The organism is Raineyella sp. W15-4 (genome assembly GCF_033170155.1).
Lineage (GTDB): Bacteria > Actinomycetota > Actinomycetes > Propionibacteriales > Propionibacteriaceae > Raineyella.
In genome coordinates this window covers 228,782-245,174 of sequence record NZ_CP137079.1, presented here as the reverse complement: position 1 = coordinate 245,174, position 16,393 = coordinate 228,782, and the positions used below count along the sequence as shown (strand labels likewise).

The 16,393-nt window shown below is 71.4% G+C and carries 13 protein-coding genes, 1 pseudogene and 1 riboswitch; of the genes and pseudogenes, 11 read left to right on the top strand and 3 right to left on the bottom strand.

Annotation, left to right across the window (positions count from 1 at the left end):
* Window positions 1-498 precede the first annotated feature (498 nt).
* The 7 genes from R0145_RS01060 to R0145_RS01030 all read left to right on the top strand — a co-directional run bounded on the left by R0145_RS01060 (window position 499) and on the right by R0145_RS01030 (window position 7,420).
* Window positions 499-1,680, top strand: coding sequence for an ABC transporter substrate-binding protein (locus R0145_RS01060; protein WP_317838585.1), 1,182 nt, complete (start codon window positions 499-501; stop codon window positions 1,678-1,680).
* 5 nt (window positions 1,681-1,685) lie between these two features.
* Window positions 1,686-2,765 carry an ABC transporter permease gene (locus tag R0145_RS01055; RefSeq protein ID WP_317838584.1) on the top strand — a complete coding sequence of 360 codons (1,080 nt, stop codon included), beginning with the start codon at window positions 1,686-1,688 and terminating at the stop codon, window positions 2,763-2,765.
* Window positions 2,759-3,553, top strand: coding sequence for an ABC transporter ATP-binding protein (locus tag R0145_RS01050; protein WP_317838583.1), 795 nt, complete (start codon window positions 2,759-2,761; stop codon window positions 3,551-3,553). Before R0145_RS01055 ends, R0145_RS01050 begins: the two co-directional genes overlap by 7 nt.
* A 92-nt stretch (window positions 3,554-3,645) precedes the next feature.
* Window positions 3,646-4,590 (top strand): ABC transporter ATP-binding protein, encoded by a 945-nt coding sequence (locus R0145_RS01045; RefSeq protein ID WP_317838582.1) that lies wholly within the window; start codon window positions 3,646-3,648, stop codon window positions 4,588-4,590.
* Window positions 4,591-4,682: 92 nt separating this feature from the next.
* Window positions 4,683-5,471, top strand: coding sequence for an ABC transporter permease (locus R0145_RS01040; RefSeq protein ID WP_317838581.1), 789 nt, complete (start codon window positions 4,683-4,685; stop codon window positions 5,469-5,471).
* Window positions 5,472-5,474: 3 nt separating this feature from the next.
* Entirely contained in the window at window positions 5,475-6,791 is a 1,317-nt protein-coding gene (locus tag R0145_RS01035; RefSeq protein ID WP_317838580.1) for a sensor histidine kinase, read from the top strand.
* Window positions 6,788-7,420 carry a response regulator transcription factor gene (locus R0145_RS01030; protein WP_317838579.1) on the top strand — a complete coding sequence of 211 codons (633 nt, stop codon included), beginning with the start codon at window positions 6,788-6,790 and terminating at the stop codon, window positions 7,418-7,420. Before R0145_RS01035 ends, R0145_RS01030 begins: the two co-directional genes overlap by 4 nt.
* On the opposite strand, the gene metE is transcribed toward R0145_RS01030, so the two are convergent.
* Window positions 7,383-9,698, bottom strand: a complete 2,316-nt coding sequence (metE, locus tag R0145_RS01025; protein ID WP_317838578.1) for a 5-methyltetrahydropteroyltriglutamate--homocysteine S-methyltransferase — start codon at window positions 9,696-9,698, stop codon at window positions 7,383-7,385. The genes R0145_RS01030 and metE overlap by 38 nt on opposite strands.
* Before the next feature lie 82 nt (window positions 9,699-9,780).
* A riboswitch (cobalamin riboswitch) is annotated at window positions 9,781-9,949 on the bottom strand.
* Window positions 9,950-10,158: 209 nt separating this feature from the next.
* On the opposite strand from metE, the gene nrdH reads away from it, so the two are divergent.
* Genes nrdH through R0145_RS01005 form a run of 4 tightly spaced genes read left to right on the top strand, consistent with a single transcriptional unit; the run spans window position 10,159 to window position 14,594 of the window.
* Complete coding sequence (nrdH, locus tag R0145_RS01020; protein ID WP_317838577.1) at window positions 10,159-10,398, top strand: glutaredoxin-like protein NrdH; 240 nt, start codon at window positions 10,159-10,161, stop codon at window positions 10,396-10,398.
* A gap of 12 nt (window positions 10,399-10,410) precedes the next feature.
* Complete coding sequence (gene nrdE / locus R0145_RS01015) at window positions 10,411-12,570, top strand: class 1b ribonucleoside-diphosphate reductase subunit alpha (RefSeq protein ID WP_317838576.1); 2,160 nt, start codon at window positions 10,411-10,413, stop codon at window positions 12,568-12,570.
* Window positions 12,571-12,584: 14 nt separating this feature from the next.
* Complete coding sequence (nrdF, locus tag R0145_RS01010; RefSeq protein ID WP_317838575.1) at window positions 12,585-13,559, top strand: class 1b ribonucleoside-diphosphate reductase subunit beta; 975 nt, start codon at window positions 12,585-12,587, stop codon at window positions 13,557-13,559.
* 42 nt (window positions 13,560-13,601) lie between these two features.
* Window positions 13,602-14,594, top strand: a complete 993-nt coding sequence (locus R0145_RS01005; RefSeq protein ID WP_317838574.1) for a threonine/serine exporter family protein — start codon at window positions 13,602-13,604, stop codon at window positions 14,592-14,594.
* 19 nt (window positions 14,595-14,613) lie between these two features.
* On the opposite strand, the pseudogene R0145_RS18345 reads toward R0145_RS01005, so the two are convergent.
* Window positions 14,614-14,805 (bottom strand): annotated as a pseudogene (locus R0145_RS18345) (helix-turn-helix domain-containing protein); the annotation flags it as partial.
* Complete coding sequence (locus R0145_RS01000; RefSeq protein ID WP_317838573.1) at window positions 14,802-16,301, bottom strand: APC family permease; 1,500 nt, start codon at window positions 16,299-16,301, stop codon at window positions 14,802-14,804. The pseudogene R0145_RS18345 and the gene R0145_RS01000, both read right to left, overlap by 4 nt.
* Window positions 16,302-16,393 lie beyond the last annotated feature (92 nt).

The window sequence follows — 16,393 nt, the reverse complement described above, 5'->3', positions numbered from 1 at the left end:
CTGCCCAGGCAACTGCAGCCCTGATCCGGTCCCACCCGGTGCTTCAAACAGCCGATTTGCGCTGACCTTATGAGATGTATAACGTACCGTGTAGTAGCGAGATCAACCGCTCCCGACACGACATCGTGTCCGACGAACCGCTGGCCGGTTCCGGTGATCATGAGAGGAATGCCCGTCATGGCCGATCAGGTCGTCCGTGCCCACCGAGCTTCGCACCGCTGTCCGCGGTGGCGGATGTGGCCGGCTCCCTGTTCGATGCACGGATGATCCTCACCCGCTGACCTGATTTCCGTCCACCCGTCGATTCCGTCGTACGGGTCGCGTTTCCACGACGTCTCGACCCCGTTGCCGATCGGAATCATGGTGGGGCGCTTTTTGTCGACCTCTCGTGCACCTTCGTCGACCCTGCGCTCGCCTTCGTCGATTTCTTGTCACCCTTCGTCAACCCCCGACCCCCATTCGTCGACCTCTTTCGTCGACTCTCGAGAAGGACTCCCGATGTCAGATTCCGACAGCACCCACGACTCCCCGACCGACCACCCGAGCACTCCCGGACAGACGCCGGCCGCCCCGGGACCCGCGGCGGGCGACGGCCCGACCGTGCTGCCGTCCGGCGCCGTCCTCGACACCTCCGCCACGGCCGAGCACCGCCCCCCGCGGACGGTGAGCCGGCGCAGCTTCGTCACCGGGATCGCCGCCGGGGCCCTCGGCGGGCTCATCATCGGCGGTGGCGTCGGGGCCGCGATCGGTCGCGCCACCCGGGGCACCGCCACCGCCGCGAACCGGCCACTGAGCATCATCTTCGGCGGCGACGTCTGTGACGCCCCCGCCATCGTCGCCAAGGAGAAGGGCTTCTTCGCCGAGGCCGGCCTCGACGTCACCCTGCACCGTACGGTCGGCGACGAGGACATCAAGGCAGCCGTCGGCTCCGGCCAGTACGATGCCTCGTCGGGCATCTTCTACTCCTGGCTGAAGCCGATCGAACAGGGCCAGAACGTCAAGTTCGTCGCCGGCCTGCACAGCGGCTGCCTGCGGCTGATCGTGCCCACCTCGGCCGGCATCACCGATCCGGCCCAGCTCAAGGGCAAGACGATCGGCATCCCGAGCCTCGCCTCGAGCGCCACGATGTTCTTCTCCATGGACCTGCTGGACGCCGGGATCAACCCGCTGCCCGAGGCCAAGCAGGTGAACTGGAAGGTGCTCGACTCCTCCCTGCTCGCCGACGCCCTCAAGCAGGGTCAGGTCGACGCCATCGCCACCTCCGACCCGATCGCCTACCTGCCGGTGCTGAACGGCTACGGCACCGAGCTGGCCAGCAACATGACCGGCATGAACGCGCAGGCCTACTGCTGCTGCACCGCGCTCAACGGCGACCTGGTGGCCAAGGAGGAGCCGCTGGCCCGCAAGCTGATCGAGGCCTGGGCCCGCGGATCGCGCTACGTGGCCGGCCACGAGGCGGAGGTCGCCGCCCTCGAGGTGGACAAGAAGTACGTGGCCGGTGACGCCGCGACGATCGAATCGCTGCTGAAGACCTACGGGTGGGAGCCGTCGGTGACCAAGCTGAAGGCCGCCCTGCTGCCGGGCATCGAGAAGTTCAAGAAGACCGGTTTCCTCGATTCCTCCGCCGATCCGCAGAAGCTCGCCGACCAGGCCTTCACCACCCTCGGCATCACCTGGTGAGGACCATGACGACATCCACCACCGGACAGCGTACGCCACCGACCACCGCCGACCGGGATCTCGCCCTGTCCCGCGACCCCGGGATCCGGGCCGCCCTCACCCGCCGGCACCGCCCCCGCACCGCCGACCACCGGCTCGTCGCGGTGGCGGTCGGGGCGTGGCTGCTCACCACGGCCGGCATCGTACTGGTCCCCGACACCGGCGCCTTCCTGGTCAAGGGGCAGCTGCCGCTGGCCGTGCTGGCCGGGACCATCACGGCGGTGCTGGTGGTGGTGTGGGCGGTGAGTGCCCGCCCGCAGACCCGGCGGGGCCTGCGGGCCTCGCGGTGGCTGGGCGCCTGGTCGGCCTGGTGGATCGCGCTGGCTGTGGTGGTCGCCGCCTGGGACGGACTCACCGCCAAGTCCGGGGTGCTCCGCCCGCCGTACGTCCCGCCGCCGGGCCAGCTGTTCACCGAGGCGTGGGCGGACCGGGTGCTGCTGGGCCAGTCGGTCGCCAACTCCGCGGTGCTGCTGGTGCTCGGGCTGGTGATCGGCGGGATCTCCGGCCTGCTGACCGGCCTGTGGATGGGCTGGTCGCGGCGGGCCGGCTACTGGCTCAACCCGATCGTGAAGTACATCGGGCCGGTGCCGACCCTGGCCTGGATCCCGATCGTCTTCATCGCCTTCCCGAACACCTTCTGGGCGGCGGTCTTCCTGGTCTCGCTCACCGTCTGGTTCCCGATGACGGTGCTGACCAGCGCCGGGATCCGGTCGGTGCCGAAGAGCTACTTCGACGTCTGCCAGACCCTCGGCGCCGGGGCGCGGTTCCTGGTGCTCAAGGTGTCCCTGCCGGCGGCGCTGCCGAACATCTTCACCGGCATCTTCATGGCGCTGCCGACCGCCTTCGTCACCCTCACCATCGCCGAGACCCTCGGCGTCAACTCCGGCCTCGGCTGGTACATCAACTGGAAGAAGGGCTGGAGCGCCTACCCGGCCATGTACGCCGCGATCGTGGTCATGGTGCTGCTCTGCGGCAGCCTGCTCACCCTCCAACTCGCCGTCCGCAACCGCGTGCTGGCCTGGCAGAAGGACCTGACCCGATGGTGACCGGCCCCACTCCGCTGCCCGCATCCCCGGGGAAGGAGCGGGTCGCCGGCGCGGTCGACCTGATCGACATCACCCAGGCGTTCCTCGTCCACGGCGAGCCACTGCCGGTGCTCGACCACGTCGATCTGTCGGTCGCGCCGGGCCAGTTCGTCAGCCTGGTCGGGCCCTCCGGGTCGGGCAAGTCAACCCTGCTGCGACTGGTCGCCGGACTCGACCGGCCGGTCACCGGGACGATCTACGTCGACGGCCGCCGGGTGACCGGGCCCGACCCCTCCCGCGGCCTCGTCTTCCAGGACCCGACGCTGCTGCCCTGGCTCACCGTCGCCCGCAACGTCGCCCTCGGGCCGACGATCCAGGGCGGCAAGGACGACCCCGGGTGGCGCGCCCGGATCGATGCGATGATCGCGATGGTCGGGCTGGACGACTTCCGCGACGCGCTGCCCGCGGAGCTGTCCGGCGGGATGGCGCAGCGGGCCTCGCTGGCCCGGGCGCTGGTCACCGAGCCGGAGATCCTGCTGTTGGACGAGCCGCTCGGCAAGCTCGACGCCCTCACCCGCGCCGCGCTGCAGACCGAACTGGCCCGGCTGTGGCAGCACCAGGGGTTCACCGCGATCATGGTCACCCACGACGTCGAGGAGGCACTGCTGCTCTCCGACCGGGTGGTGGTGTTCTCACCACGACCGGCCCGGGTGGTGGCCGACATCGCGGTGGACCTCGACCGGCCCCGCACCCAGGACGATCCGGACTTCCGGGCGCTGCGCCGGCGGATCCTCGACCTGCTGGCCTGACCGGAAGGCTCCCGGGGTCCACCGATCGGTGGACCCCCGAACCCACCGTTGTCCCGCTCGTGGCGCGCCGCGCCGATCGGGACGATGGAGTCATGACCACCGCAGACCCCATCGCCGTCGTCCAGGACCTGACCAAGCGCTACGGCTCCTTCACCGCCCTGCACGGGGTGTCCTTCGAGATCGCCCGCGGCGAGGTGCTGTCGCTGCTCGGCCCCAACGGCGCCGGGAAGAGCACCACGCTGGAGATCATGGAGGGCTACCGGGACCGGACTACCGGCCGGGTGCAGGTGCTGGGCGAGGACCCCGGGACGGCCGGCCGGGCCTGGCGGGCCCGCCTCGGCATCGTCGGGCAGTCCACCGGGGCGGCCGAATCCGCCACGGTCCGGGAACTCGTCGGCCACTTCGCAACCTTCTACCCCCACCCACGCGACGTGGCGGCGACGATCGAGGCGGTCGGCCTCGCCGACAAGGCCCGGGCCCGGATCGCGTCCCTCTCCGGCGGGCAGCGGCGCCGCCTCGACGTGGCCCTCGGCATCATCGGCCGGCCCGAGCTGCTCTTCCTCGATGAGCCGACCACCGGCTTCGACCCGGAGGCGCGCCGCCGCTTCTGGGAGCTGATCGAACAGCTGCGCGACGAGGGCACCACCATCCTGCTGACCACCCACTACCTCGACGAGGCGGCCCACTTGAGCGACCGCGCGGTGGTCATCGCCGCCGGGCGGGTGGTCGCCGAGGGACCGATCGACCGGCTCGGCGGGGAGGAGGCACGGACGCCGATCGTCCGCTGGTCCGAGGGCCCGACCGTACGCTCCGTCCGCACCGACGAGCCGGCCCGGATCGTCGCCGGCCTGCACCGCACCGAGGGCGAACCGACCGGCCTGGAGGTGATCCGCCCCAGCCTGGAGGACATCTACCTCGGCATCATCGCCCGGGCCGAGGACGCCCACGCCGAGGACGCCACCGCGACCGACGACCACCACGCCGACGGCCGGTCCATCGATACCGACCCTGCCCGGCCGGTCGGCATCCCGGCCTGATCCGTCGAGCCGGCAGGCCGGTACACCGGCCAGGCCCGCCGTTCAGCCCGTACGTCACCCACCGCCCGTACGTCCCCACCCAGGAGCGCCCCATGCACACCCTCACCGTCGGCACCGGCCGGATCGCCTTCGAGACTCGCGGTTACTTCCGCCGCGGCGACCAGGTCTTCTTCACCTTCCTCTTCCCGGTGCTGATGCTGACCATCTTCGCCACCGCCTTCAGCTCGATGGACTTCGGTCCCGGCGTCACCGCCGCCGGCTACTACCTGCCCGGGATGCTCGCCGCGGGGATCCTGCTCAGCGGAGTGCAGAACCTCGGCATCGACATCGCCAACGAGCGCCACGACGGCACCCTCAAGCGGCTCGCCGGCACGCCGCTGGCACCGGCCTCCTACTTCATCGGCAAGCTCGGCCAGGTGTTCGTCACCGGGGTGGCGCAGGCGGCGCTGCTGCTGGTCGTCGCCCGGGTTGTCTTCGACGTGGGCCTGCCCACCGACCCGGCCCGCTGGGGCACCTTCGCCTGGGTGCTCGGGCTCGGCCTGGTGACCTGCGCACTGCTGGGCATCGCGGTCGCCCAACTGCCCCGCAGCGGCAAGAGCGCCGGCGCGGTGATCACCCCGGTCGTCCTCGTCCTGCAGTTCATCTCCGGGGTGTACCTGCCGTACTCCCAGCTGCCCGGCTGGCTGCAGCAGACCGCCGCCGTGTTCCCGCTCAAGTGGATGGCCCAGGGGATGCGACAGGTCTTCCTGCCCGACTCCTTCGCCGCCGCCGAGGTGGGCGGCAGCTGGGCGCTGGCCTCCGTCGCGCTGGCCCTCGCACTGTGGCTGCTGCTGGGCTTCGTCGCCGCACTGGCCGTCTTCCGCTGGATCCGGAAGGATTGAGGCATGAGCGCGCGGCTTCCGGGAGGGTGGTGGACGGCGTTGCTGGCCGGGGTGTCGGCCGTCCTCGCGGCCTTCCTCCTGCTCACCGACGGCGTCACCCCGCAGGCCCGGACGGTCGGGGTCATCACCCTGGCCGCCCACCTGCTGGTGTGGGTCGTGCTCGGCCGGCACACCCTGCGCCCGGTGCGCCGCCCGCATCGCGCCGCCGGCGTCGGCGGGGCCGCGCGTACGGACGGGCGCACGGACGAGGCCGATCACGGCGCCGGCCCGCTCGCCGTCCTCTACCTCGCCGCGCTGCTGGCCACCCTGCTGGTGCTCTGCGCCGTCCACCCGACCACCGCGCTGCTGCAGGCCTTCGCCTACCCGTACGCGTGGAGCTGGTCCCGGCGCCTGGAGCAGGTGGTGGCCGCCAACGTCGGGATCGCCGTGGCCGTCGCCGCCGGTTTCCTGGTCAACCTCGGCACCGGCAGTGACGGTTGGCTCGCGGCTATCGGCAGCGCCGGCATCTCGCTGGCCTTCAGCTTCAGCATGGGCGCCTGGATCACCAGCATCGTCCGGGCGGCCGAGAAGGAGGGACGACTGCAGGCCCAGCTCGACGCCGCCCAACTGGAGCTCGCCGCAGCCCATCGGGAGGCCGGCATCGCCGCGGAACGCGAACGGTTCTCCCGGGAGCTGCACGACACCCTCACTCAGACCCTCACCGTGGTGGTGATGCTCACCGAGCGGGCCGGCACCGAATCCGCGACCGACCCCCGGGCGGCGGCCCGCACCATCGCCCTGGCCGAGGGGACCGCCCGGCAGGCGCTCACCGAGACCCGGACACTGGTCGCCGGGGGGCGCGGCCCCGGGGTCGGCGGGGAGGGCATCGTGCCGCGGATCGACCGGCTCTGCGCCCGGTTCACCGCCGAGACCGACACCCCGGTCGGCACCCGCTTCGTCGGCCCGGCCGAGACGCTGACCCGGGACGAGGAAGTCGTCCTGCTGCGCTGCGCCCAGGAAGCGCTGGCGAACGTCCGCAAGCACGCCCGGGCCTCCCGGGTCGACCTCGCGCTCACCGTCGGCCCGGCCGAGTCCACCCTGATGGTCACCGACGACGGCGTCGGCTTCGACCCCACCGCCGACCGGACCGGCGCCCGCGGCTACGGCCTGCCCGGGATGACCACCCGGCTGGCGCTGGCCGGCGGCTCACTCGGCGTCGACTCCGCCCCGGCGGAGGGCACCCGGCTGACCGTACGACTACCCCGCCACGCCGCGCCGGCGGAGGGCACCGGCAGATCGACCGCCGGGGCCGTCCCGGCCGCGGAAGGAGCGAGAGCATGAGCACGCCGATCCGAGTGGTGGTGGTCGACGACCACCCCGTCGTCCGCGAGGGGGTCAGCTCGGCACTGCGGACCGCCCCGGACATCACCGTCGTCGGCCAGGCCGCCGACGGGGCCGAGGCGGTCGCGCTGCTGGCGACGCTGGCGGCCGACGTGGTGCTGATGGACCTGCGGATGCCGGTGATGGACGGGGTGGAGGCGACCCGCCGGCTGCTCACCGCCCACCCCGGACTCCCGGTGGTGGTGCTCACCACCTACGAGTCCGATGCCGACATCCTCTCCGCGATCGAGGCCGGGGCGACCGGTTACCTGCTCAAGGCCGCGCCGATGGACGAGCTCCTCGCCGGGGTCCGGGCGGCCGTCCACGGCCAGGTGGCGCTCTCCCCCAGCGTCGCCACCGCGCTGGTCACCCGCACCCGCGAACCGGCCAGCGCGCACCTGACCCCCCGCGAGATCGACGTGCTGGAACTGGTCGCCGAGGGTCGTACGAACGGGCAGATCGCCACCGCGCTGCACATCTCCGAGGCAACGGTGAAGACCCACCTGCTGCGGATCTTCGAGAAGCTCGGCGTCAACGACCGCACCCGGGCGGTCACCCTCGCCCTGGAGAAGGGCATCCTGCGGGGGTGAGGAGCCGCCGGGCCCGGCGGGCCGCCCCGACCAGCGCGGTGAGCGCCGCCTCCACCTCGGGCCAACCGCGCGTCTTCAGCCCGCAGTCCGGGTTCACCCACAGCCGTTCGGCGCCGAGCGCGTCGATCGCCCGGGCCAACAGCCCATCCAGCTCACCCGCCGAGGGCACCCGCGGGGAGTGGATGTCCCACAGACCGGGGCCGACCTCGTTCGGGTAGCCCGCGCGGGCCAGTTCCTCGACGACCGCCATCCCGGAACGGGACGCCTCCATCGAGATGACGTCGGCGTCCATGTCGATGATCGCGCCCATGATGTCGCCGAACTCGGCGTAGCACATGTGGGTGTGGATCTGCGTGTCCGCCCGGACGCCGCCGGCGACCAGCCGGAAGGCCTCGGTCGCCCAGCCGAGGTAGCCGGCCCGGTCGGCCTCCCGCAGCGGCAGCCCCTCCCGCAGGGCCGGTTCGTCGACCTGGATGATCGGCAGCCCGGCCGCCTCGAGGTCCACCGTCTCGTCACGCAGCGCCAGGGCGACCTGGCGGGCGGTCACCGCCTCCGGCTGGTCGTCGCGGACGAAGGACCACTGCAGGATCGTCACCGGCCCGGTCAGCATCCCCTTCAACGGCCGGTCGGTGAGCCCGGCCGCGTACGAGGCCCAGTCGACCGTCATCGGGCCGCGGCGCGCCACGTCCCCGTAGAGCACCGGCGGCTTCACGCAGCGTGAACCGTAGCTCTGCACCCAGCCATGGGCGGTGGTGGCGAAGCCGTCGAGCTGCTCGCCGAAGTACTCCACCATGTCGGTACGCTCGAACTCGCCGTGCACCAGCACATCGAGCCCCCACTCCTCCTGGCGGCGTACGCAGTCGGCGGTGGCCTCGCGCAGGCCCGCCTCGTACGTCACCCGGTCGATCTCGCCGCGGCGGTGCGCCGCCCGCAACCTCCGCAGCTGCGGGGTCTGCGGGAACGATCCGATCGTGGTGGTCGGCAGCGGCGGCAGGCCGAGCCGGGCGTGCTGGGCGGCCGCCCGCTCGGGGAAGGCCGCACCGCGCCGGGCCTGGTCGGCGGTCACCGCGGCCAGCCGCTGCTGCACCTCGGGCCGGCGGACCCGCACCGAAGTACGCCGCGCCGCCAGCACCGCGGCACTGTCCTGCAGCCCGGCCACCGCCGCCGGGTCGCCGTCGAGGGCGCGGGCGAGCAGCGAGACCTCCTCGAGGCGCTGCACGGCGAAGGACATCCACGAGGCGAGCTCGGGGTCGAGGTCCCCCTCCCGGGTCCGGTCCACCGGGACGTGGGCCAGTGAGCAGGACGGCGCGAGCTGCACCCGCTCCGCGCCGAGCCGCGCCACCGCCGGCGCCAACCGGGCGGACAGCGCCGCCAGGTCGGCCCGCCACACGTTGCGGCCGTCGACCACACCGAGGGAGAGGGCGAGCGACGCGGGCGCGGCCTCGACCAGGGCAGCCAGCTGACCGGGGTCACGGACCAGGTCGACGTGCAGCACGTCGACCGGCAGGCCGACGGCCAGCTCCAGGTTCGCACCCAGCCCGCCGAAGTACGTGGCGAGGGTGAGTCGGGCCGGGCCGGCCGCCCGGAGCCGCTGGTAGGCCCGGGCCAGGCTGGCCGTCTCCGCCGCCGACAGGTCGGTGACCAGCACCGGCTCGTCGAGCTGGACGGCGGTCGCCCCGCCGGCCACCAGATCGGCGATCCACGCCTCGTACGCCGGCAGCAGCACGTCGAGCAGCTCCGCGGTCGGGCCGCCGTCGGTGCGCTTGGACAGCCGCAGGAAGGTGACCGGGCCGATCACCACCGGGCGGGTGGTGATGCCCAGCGCGGCGGCCTCCCGGGCCATCGCTGCCGTGGTCCGGGAGCGGTACCCGAAGCGCTGGTCCGGTGCCAGCTCCGGCACCAGGTAGTGGTAGTTCGTGTCGAACCACTTGGTCAGTTCGAGCGCCGGGATCCCCTGCGCGCCGCGGGCCATGGTGAAGTAGCGCCCGAGCGCCTCCTCGTCCCAGCCGGACAGGTCGAACGGTTCCCCGAAGCGTTCGGGCACCGCCCCCACGGCGACCGCGGTGTCCAGCATCGGGTCGTACAGCGAGAAATCCCCCGAGGGGATCACCTCGATGCCGAGGGACTGCTGGAGGCGCCAGTTCCCGGCGCGCAGTCCGGCGGCCACCTCCGCGAGCCCGGCGGCGGCGAGCTCGCCGCGCCAGTGCTTCTCGAGGGCCCACTTGAGCTCCCGGTCACGGCCGATCCGGGGGAAGCCGAGGTTCGCCGCGGTGGTCATGCCCGGCCCTCCCGGGCATCGGCACGGTCGTCAGGGCAGGCAGCAGTCATGATGATTCCTCACTCTCCATCCGTCGTGGAGACTCGTCGTCGACCGCCGCAGCCGGTCTCCTGGCTCCTGGATCCGACGCCGCTCCCGCCTTCCCGGACCCGAGGGCCCAGTGGCATGAGGGAGCGACTCTCCAGTGACAGTTGCGAGGACAGCCCCGGATTCTCACCGGATTCCCGAACACTGCGACGACCTCCACAGAAGCACCCGCAGCCGCGATCGCGCAAGTCCGACCGGCCCAGCCGTCCGCCCTGGCGGAACGACCCGGTCGCCACGCGCGGATAGCACCACACCTACAGCGACACAACATCTTGGGGTGCTTGCCCTTCCCGACCACAACAGATAGCCTTCCAGTCATCACACCGGTGAAATCACACCGTGGTGATCCACACTCGGGGGAAGGACTCGCACAATGAAGATCACGGTCTACAGCCGCCCCTCCTGCGTCCAGTGCGCGGCGACGTACCGCGCGCTGGACAAGCACGGGCTCGACTACGAGGTGGTCGACCTGTCGACCGACGCCGAGGCCCTCACCGAGGTGCTCGCCCTCGGCCACCGGCAGGCGCCGGTGGTGGTCGCCGGTGACGAGCAGTGGTCCGGCTTCCGGCCGGACCGGATCAGCGCCGCCGCGGCGCGTCTGCACGCGGCCTGAAGGGCTGTCCCGATGGCACCGACTCAGCTGACCGACACCGGGCCGGAGACGATCTCCGACCCCCGGGCCGACTACCACGCCCTCAACGCGCTGCTCAACCTCTACGACGAGAACGGCCGGATCCGCTTCGAGGCGGACCGGCAGGCGGCGCGGGAATACTTCCTCCAGCACGTCAATCGCAACACCGTCTTCTTCCACTCGCTGCGGGAGAAGCTCGACCACCTGGTCGAGACGGGCTACTACGAGCCGGAGGTGCTGGAGCGCTACGACTTCGAGGACGTGAAGTCCCTGTTCAAACGGGCGTACGCGGTGAAGTTCCGCTTCCCCACCTTCCTCGGCGCGTTCAAGTACTACACGTCCTACACCCTGAAGACCTTCGACGGGCAGCGCTACCTGGAGCGGTTCGAGGACCGGGTCTGCATGGTCGCACTGACCCTGGCCGCCGGGGACCTCGCCCTCGCCGAGCAGATCGTCGACGAGATCATGGCCGGCCGGTTCCAGCCGGCCACCCCGACCTTCCTCAACGCCGGCAAGGCCCAGCGCGGTGAGCTGGTCTCCTGCTTCCTGCTGCGGGTGGAGGACAACATGGAGTCCATCGCGCGGGCGATCAACTCCTCGCTGCAGCTGTCCAAGCGCGGCGGCGGGGTCGCGTTGTCCCTGACGAACATCCGGGAGGCCGGCGCGCCGATCAAGCGGATCGCGAACCAGTCCTCCGGGGTGATCCCGGTGATGAAGCTGTTGGAGGACTCGTTCACCTACGCCAACCAGCTGGGCGCCCGGCAGGGGGCCGGGGCGGCGTACCTGCACGCCCACCACCCCGACATCCTCGCCTTCCTCGACACCAAGCGGGAGAACGCCGACGAGAAGGTGCGGATCAAGACCCTCTCCCTCGGCGTGGTGATCCCCGACATCACCTTCGAACTGGCCCGCGACAACGAGGACATGTACCTGTTCAGCCCGTACGACGTGGAGCGGGTCTACGGGGTGCCGTTCAGCGAGATCTCGGTCACCGAGAAGTACCGGGAGATGGTCGACGACCGCCGGATCACCAAGAAGAAGATCAGCGCCCGCAGGTTCTTCCAGACCCTCGCGGAGATCCAGTTCGAGTCCGGTTACCCGTACATCGTCTTCGAGGACACCGTCAACCGGGCCAACCCGATCGACGGGCGGATCACCATGTCGAACCTCTGCTCGGAGATCCTCCAGGTGTCGACCCCCTCGACCTACCACGAGGACCTGTCGTACGACCACGTCGGCAAGGACATCTCCTGCAACCTCGGCTCGCTCAACATCGCCAAGGCGATGGACTCCCCCGATCTCGGCCGGACCGTCGAGATCGCCGTCCGTGCCCTCACGGCGGTGTCCGACGGGTCGAACATCGCCTGCGCGCCCAGCGTCGAGCACGGCAACGCGCTGAGCCACGCGATCGGCCTGGGACAGATGAACCTACACGGCTACCTCGCCCGCGAGTCGATCCACTACGGCTCGGCCGAGGCGCTCGACTTCACCAACCTGTACTTCTACACGGTCACCTACCACGCGCTGGCCGCCTCCTGCCGGATCGCGACGGAGCGCGGCGAGCGGTTCGCCGGGTTCGAGCGGTCGGCGTACGCCACCGGGGAGTACTTCACGAAGTACCTCGAGGGCGACTGGCGTCCCCGCACCGAGCGGATCGCCCGGCTGTTCGCCGACGCCGGGGTGCAGCTGCCCACCACCGAGGACTGGCGGGTGCTGGCCGCCGAGGTCGCCGAGCACGGCCTGTACAACCAGAACCTCCAGGCGGTGCCGCCGACCGGATCGATCAGCTACATCAACAACTCGACCAGTTCCCTGCACCCGATCGTGTCCCGGATCGAGATCCGCAAGGAGGGCAAGATCGGCCGGGTCTACTACCCGGCGCCGTACATGACCAACGAGAACCTCGAGTACTACCGCGACGCGTACGAGATCGGTCCGGAGGCGATCATCGACACCTACGCCGAGGCGACCCGTCATGTCGACCAGGGCCTGTCGCTGACCCTGTTCTTCCCCGACACCGTCAGCACCCGCGACATCAACCGGGCGCAGATCTACGCCTGGCGCAAGGGGATCAAGACCCTGTACTACATCCGGCTCCGACAGTTGGCCCTCGAGGGGACCGAGGTCGAGGGCTGCGTCAGCTGCATGCTGTGAAGGAGGACACGACCATGAACGACCTGTCGACCCTGCCCGCCGGGATCCCGGCGATCAACTGGAACCGGATCGTCGACGAGAAGGACCAGGAGGTGTGGGACCGGCTCACCGGCAACTTCTGGCTGCCGGAGAAGGTGCCGCTGAGCAACGACATCCCCTCCTGGCGTACGCTGAGGCCGCACGAACAGCTGCTGACCACCCGGGTCTTCGCCGGGCTGACCCTGCTGGACACCATCCAGAGCACGGTGGGTGCGGTGGCGATGATCCGGGACGCCCGGACTCCGCACGAGGAGGCGGTCTACACCAACATCGCGTTCATGGAGTCGGTGCACGCCAAGAGCTACAGCTCGATCTTCTCCACCCTCAACTCCACCGAGGAGATCGACGACGCGTTCCGGTGGAGCGAGGAGAACGAGAACCTCCAGCGCAAGAGCCGGATCATCCTCTCCTACTACCGTGGCGACGACCCGGAGAAGCGCAAGGTGGCGTCGGTGATGCTGGAGTCGTTCCTCTTCTACTCCGGCTTCTACACCCCGATGTACTGGTCCAGCCACGCGAAGCTCACCAACACCGCCGACCTGATCCGGCTGATCATCCGCGACGAGGCGGTGCACGGCTACTACATCGGCTATAAGTTCCAGCAGGCGCTGGCCGAGGCCTCGCCGGCCCGGCAGGCCGAGCTCAAGGACTACGCCTTCGAGCTGCTCCAGGAGCTCTACGACAACGAGGAGGCCTACACCGAGGACCTCTACGACCCGGTCGGGCTGACCGAGGACGTGAAGATGTACCTGCGCTACAACGCCAACAAGGCGCTGCTGAACCTCGGCTACGAGCCGCTCTTCCCGAAGGCGGCGACCGCAGTGAACCCGGCGATCCTGTCCGCGCTGTCCCCGAACGCCGACGAGAACCACGACTTCTTCTCCGGGTCGGGGTCGTCGTACGTGATGGGCAAGGCGGTCGACACCGAGGATGAGGACTGGGCCTTCTGATCCGGCCGGCGGTCGAGTCACCGTCACGAGGGAGGAATCACCGTGCCGCATCGAGCGGATCCGCCACCGACGCCCCCGCCGGCACCGACACCGACACCGACCGATCCGGCCGCGGTCGCGGTCGCGGCGGCGATCGGCAAGCTGGTGCAGCTCCGGCTGCGCCGGTTCCGGCTCAACCAGTTGGCCGTCGTCGCCCTCGCCGCGACCGTCGCCTGCACGGTCTACCTGCTCGGTGCTGCCGCCCTGCGCTGGGCGCTGCCGACGGCGGCCCAGCCGTTGCACGAGGCGGCGTTCACCTCGGCGATCCTGTTCCTGGTGCCGGGCTTCCCACTGCTCACCGCGGCGCTCGACCTGGCCCGGTTCGATTTCGTCGCCGGGGTGTCACGGCTGCTCTACGCCACGATGGTCACCCTGGCGGCTGCCCTGGGAGCGTGGCTGGTCGCCCTCGGGTTCGGGCTCACGCCCGGCGAGATCCCGCCGCCACCACTGCCGACCGCTGCGCTGTGGGCGTTCCGGCTGGTGGCCGGGTTCGTCGGGGTGTTCGGCTTCGCCATCACCTTCAACACCCCGCTGCGGCCGGCGTTGGCCACCGCCGCGATCGGCACCGTCGCCAACGTGCTGCGGCTGGGCGCCGGCGACGCCGGGGCGAATCCGCTGCTGTGCGCAGCGGGAGCGACGCTGCTGGTCGGCCTGCTGGCCGCCGCGGCCAGCCAGCGCCTGCCGGCACCACGGATCATCCTGTCGGTGCCGGCGGTGCTGATCATGATCCCGGGGGCGAGCACCTACCGGGCGCTGGTGGCGATGATCAACCAGGACCCGCTGGCGGCGCTCGCCAACGGGTCGGTCAGCCTCGGCATCCTGGTCTCCCTGGCGGCCGGCCTCGTCGTCGCCCGGATGGTCACCGATCCGGCGTGGATCCAGGCGACGCCGGACTGGACCCATATGCCGACGACGCGTGCTCAACGGATGTTGCGGGCCCGTCCTCGGCCAGGGCGATCAACCAGGCCACCTTCCGGCCCAGCGCGAACCCGCTGAGATCCGGCACCCGGACCAGGTACTCGTCCTCCACCAGCATGTTGAGCAGCCGGTAGGCGGTCGCCTTCGGCATCCGGAGGTTGCGCGCCACCTGGGTCCCGGTGACCCCCGCCCCGCACCGGGCGACTTCCTCCAGGACCGCGAACGCGTTGCGGACGGCCTGCGGCTGGCGGGCCCGCAGGTCCACCCCGTCGTCGGGGTCCCGACTCATGCGTCCGGACCGTCGCCGCCGAGCACGTCCCGGGTGGTCGGCACGTCGTAGCGGCCCCACCGGCCCGGCGGCCGGCGGCGGACCACCTCCCAGCCGGCCAGCACCAGCGTGACCGGCACCAGGACGCCGATCCAGGCACCCCACCGGTCCGCCGGCTGCACCGGCCCGGCGACGAATCCCAGCCACACCGCCGCCAGCCCGATCGCCGCCCCGACCGCCCCGACCACCGGGGTGAGGGTGAGCTCGCCGATCCGGCGCAGGAACAGCGGCACCGCGACCGCGGTGAGCAGATAGGCCAGCACGTACGCCGAGGCCGCCGCCGACGTTGCGGTGGACACCACCGCCCACGGGCCGGCCACCGCGACGGCACCCGCGGCGACGACGATGATCGGCACCGCCGTCACCAGCACGGCGGTGACCGGACTGCCCTGATCGGTGGTCCGGCCGACACCGGCCGGCAGAATGCCGTCCTTGGCCAGCACCAGGAACAGCCGCGACAGCGCCGTCATCGAGGCCAGCGCGCAGGCGGCGAACCCCAGCACCCCGGCCAGGGACAGCACCGGCGTCCACCACATCCCGGTCGCCTGGAACACCGCCGCGGACCCGGCCCGGATCGCCGCGAGCACGGTCAGCAGCTGGACCACGGTGACGACCACGACGCTGGTCGACAGCACCCGCGGGATGGTGCGCAGCGGGCGGCGGGTCTCCGCCCCCACGAACGTGGCGTGGTCGAAGCCGATGAACGCCGCCACGGTGATCATCACGCCCGCGGCGAGCCCACCGGGATGCGGGACGGTGCCGGTGCCTGCGGCACCGGGCCCCGGCACGCCGGACACCGTCGGGTCGCCGAGGCCCACCGCGCCGGTCGCGGCATGGCCCCAGTCGCCCAGCAGGACGCCGAGCACTGGGATCAACAGCACCCCCAGGGCGCCCGCCTCCAGCGTCAGCATCACCCGGGAGGACAACGAGATCCGGCGCACCAGCAACGCCAGGCAGGCCAGCCCCACCGCGACAGCGACCCCGACCGGCACCGACAGGGGCACCGACAGGCCGAACGACCCGACCAGCCGGGCGAGATAGAGGCCGGTGCCGGCCAGCGCAGTCACCGCGACCAGCCCGTACGCCACGGTCAGGAAGGCGGCGGTGGCCAGCGCCATCACCCGCCCGGAGGCACGGGTGGTGTCGACCGCCTGCGCGACGAACGTGTAGAGCGCGCCCGACCCGGTCAGCCGTCGGGCGAACACCCCGACCAGCAGCGCCATCGACAACGCCAGTCCAGCGGCGAGCAACACGGCGATCCAGGCCCGGCCGCCGGTGTGCTGCAGCAGCAGTGCCGGCAGGGTGAGTCCCGCGGCGGTCGGTGCCGCGGCCGCGATCGACCCGGCCAGGGCGTCGACCGGCCGCAGCGAGCGGCGGCGCAGCCCGGCCAGCGGCGACGACGTGCCGAACTGTGGCGCCGGCGTCGGGGACGCGATCTCGTCGTGCAGGGTCCTCATGCCCGCCGAGCGTACGAAGCACGTGTGTCCCCGGTGTTACGAACCACGTGTGTCCCCGGTGCGACGTGGTGTTCCCGGTGTTACACCCGGAT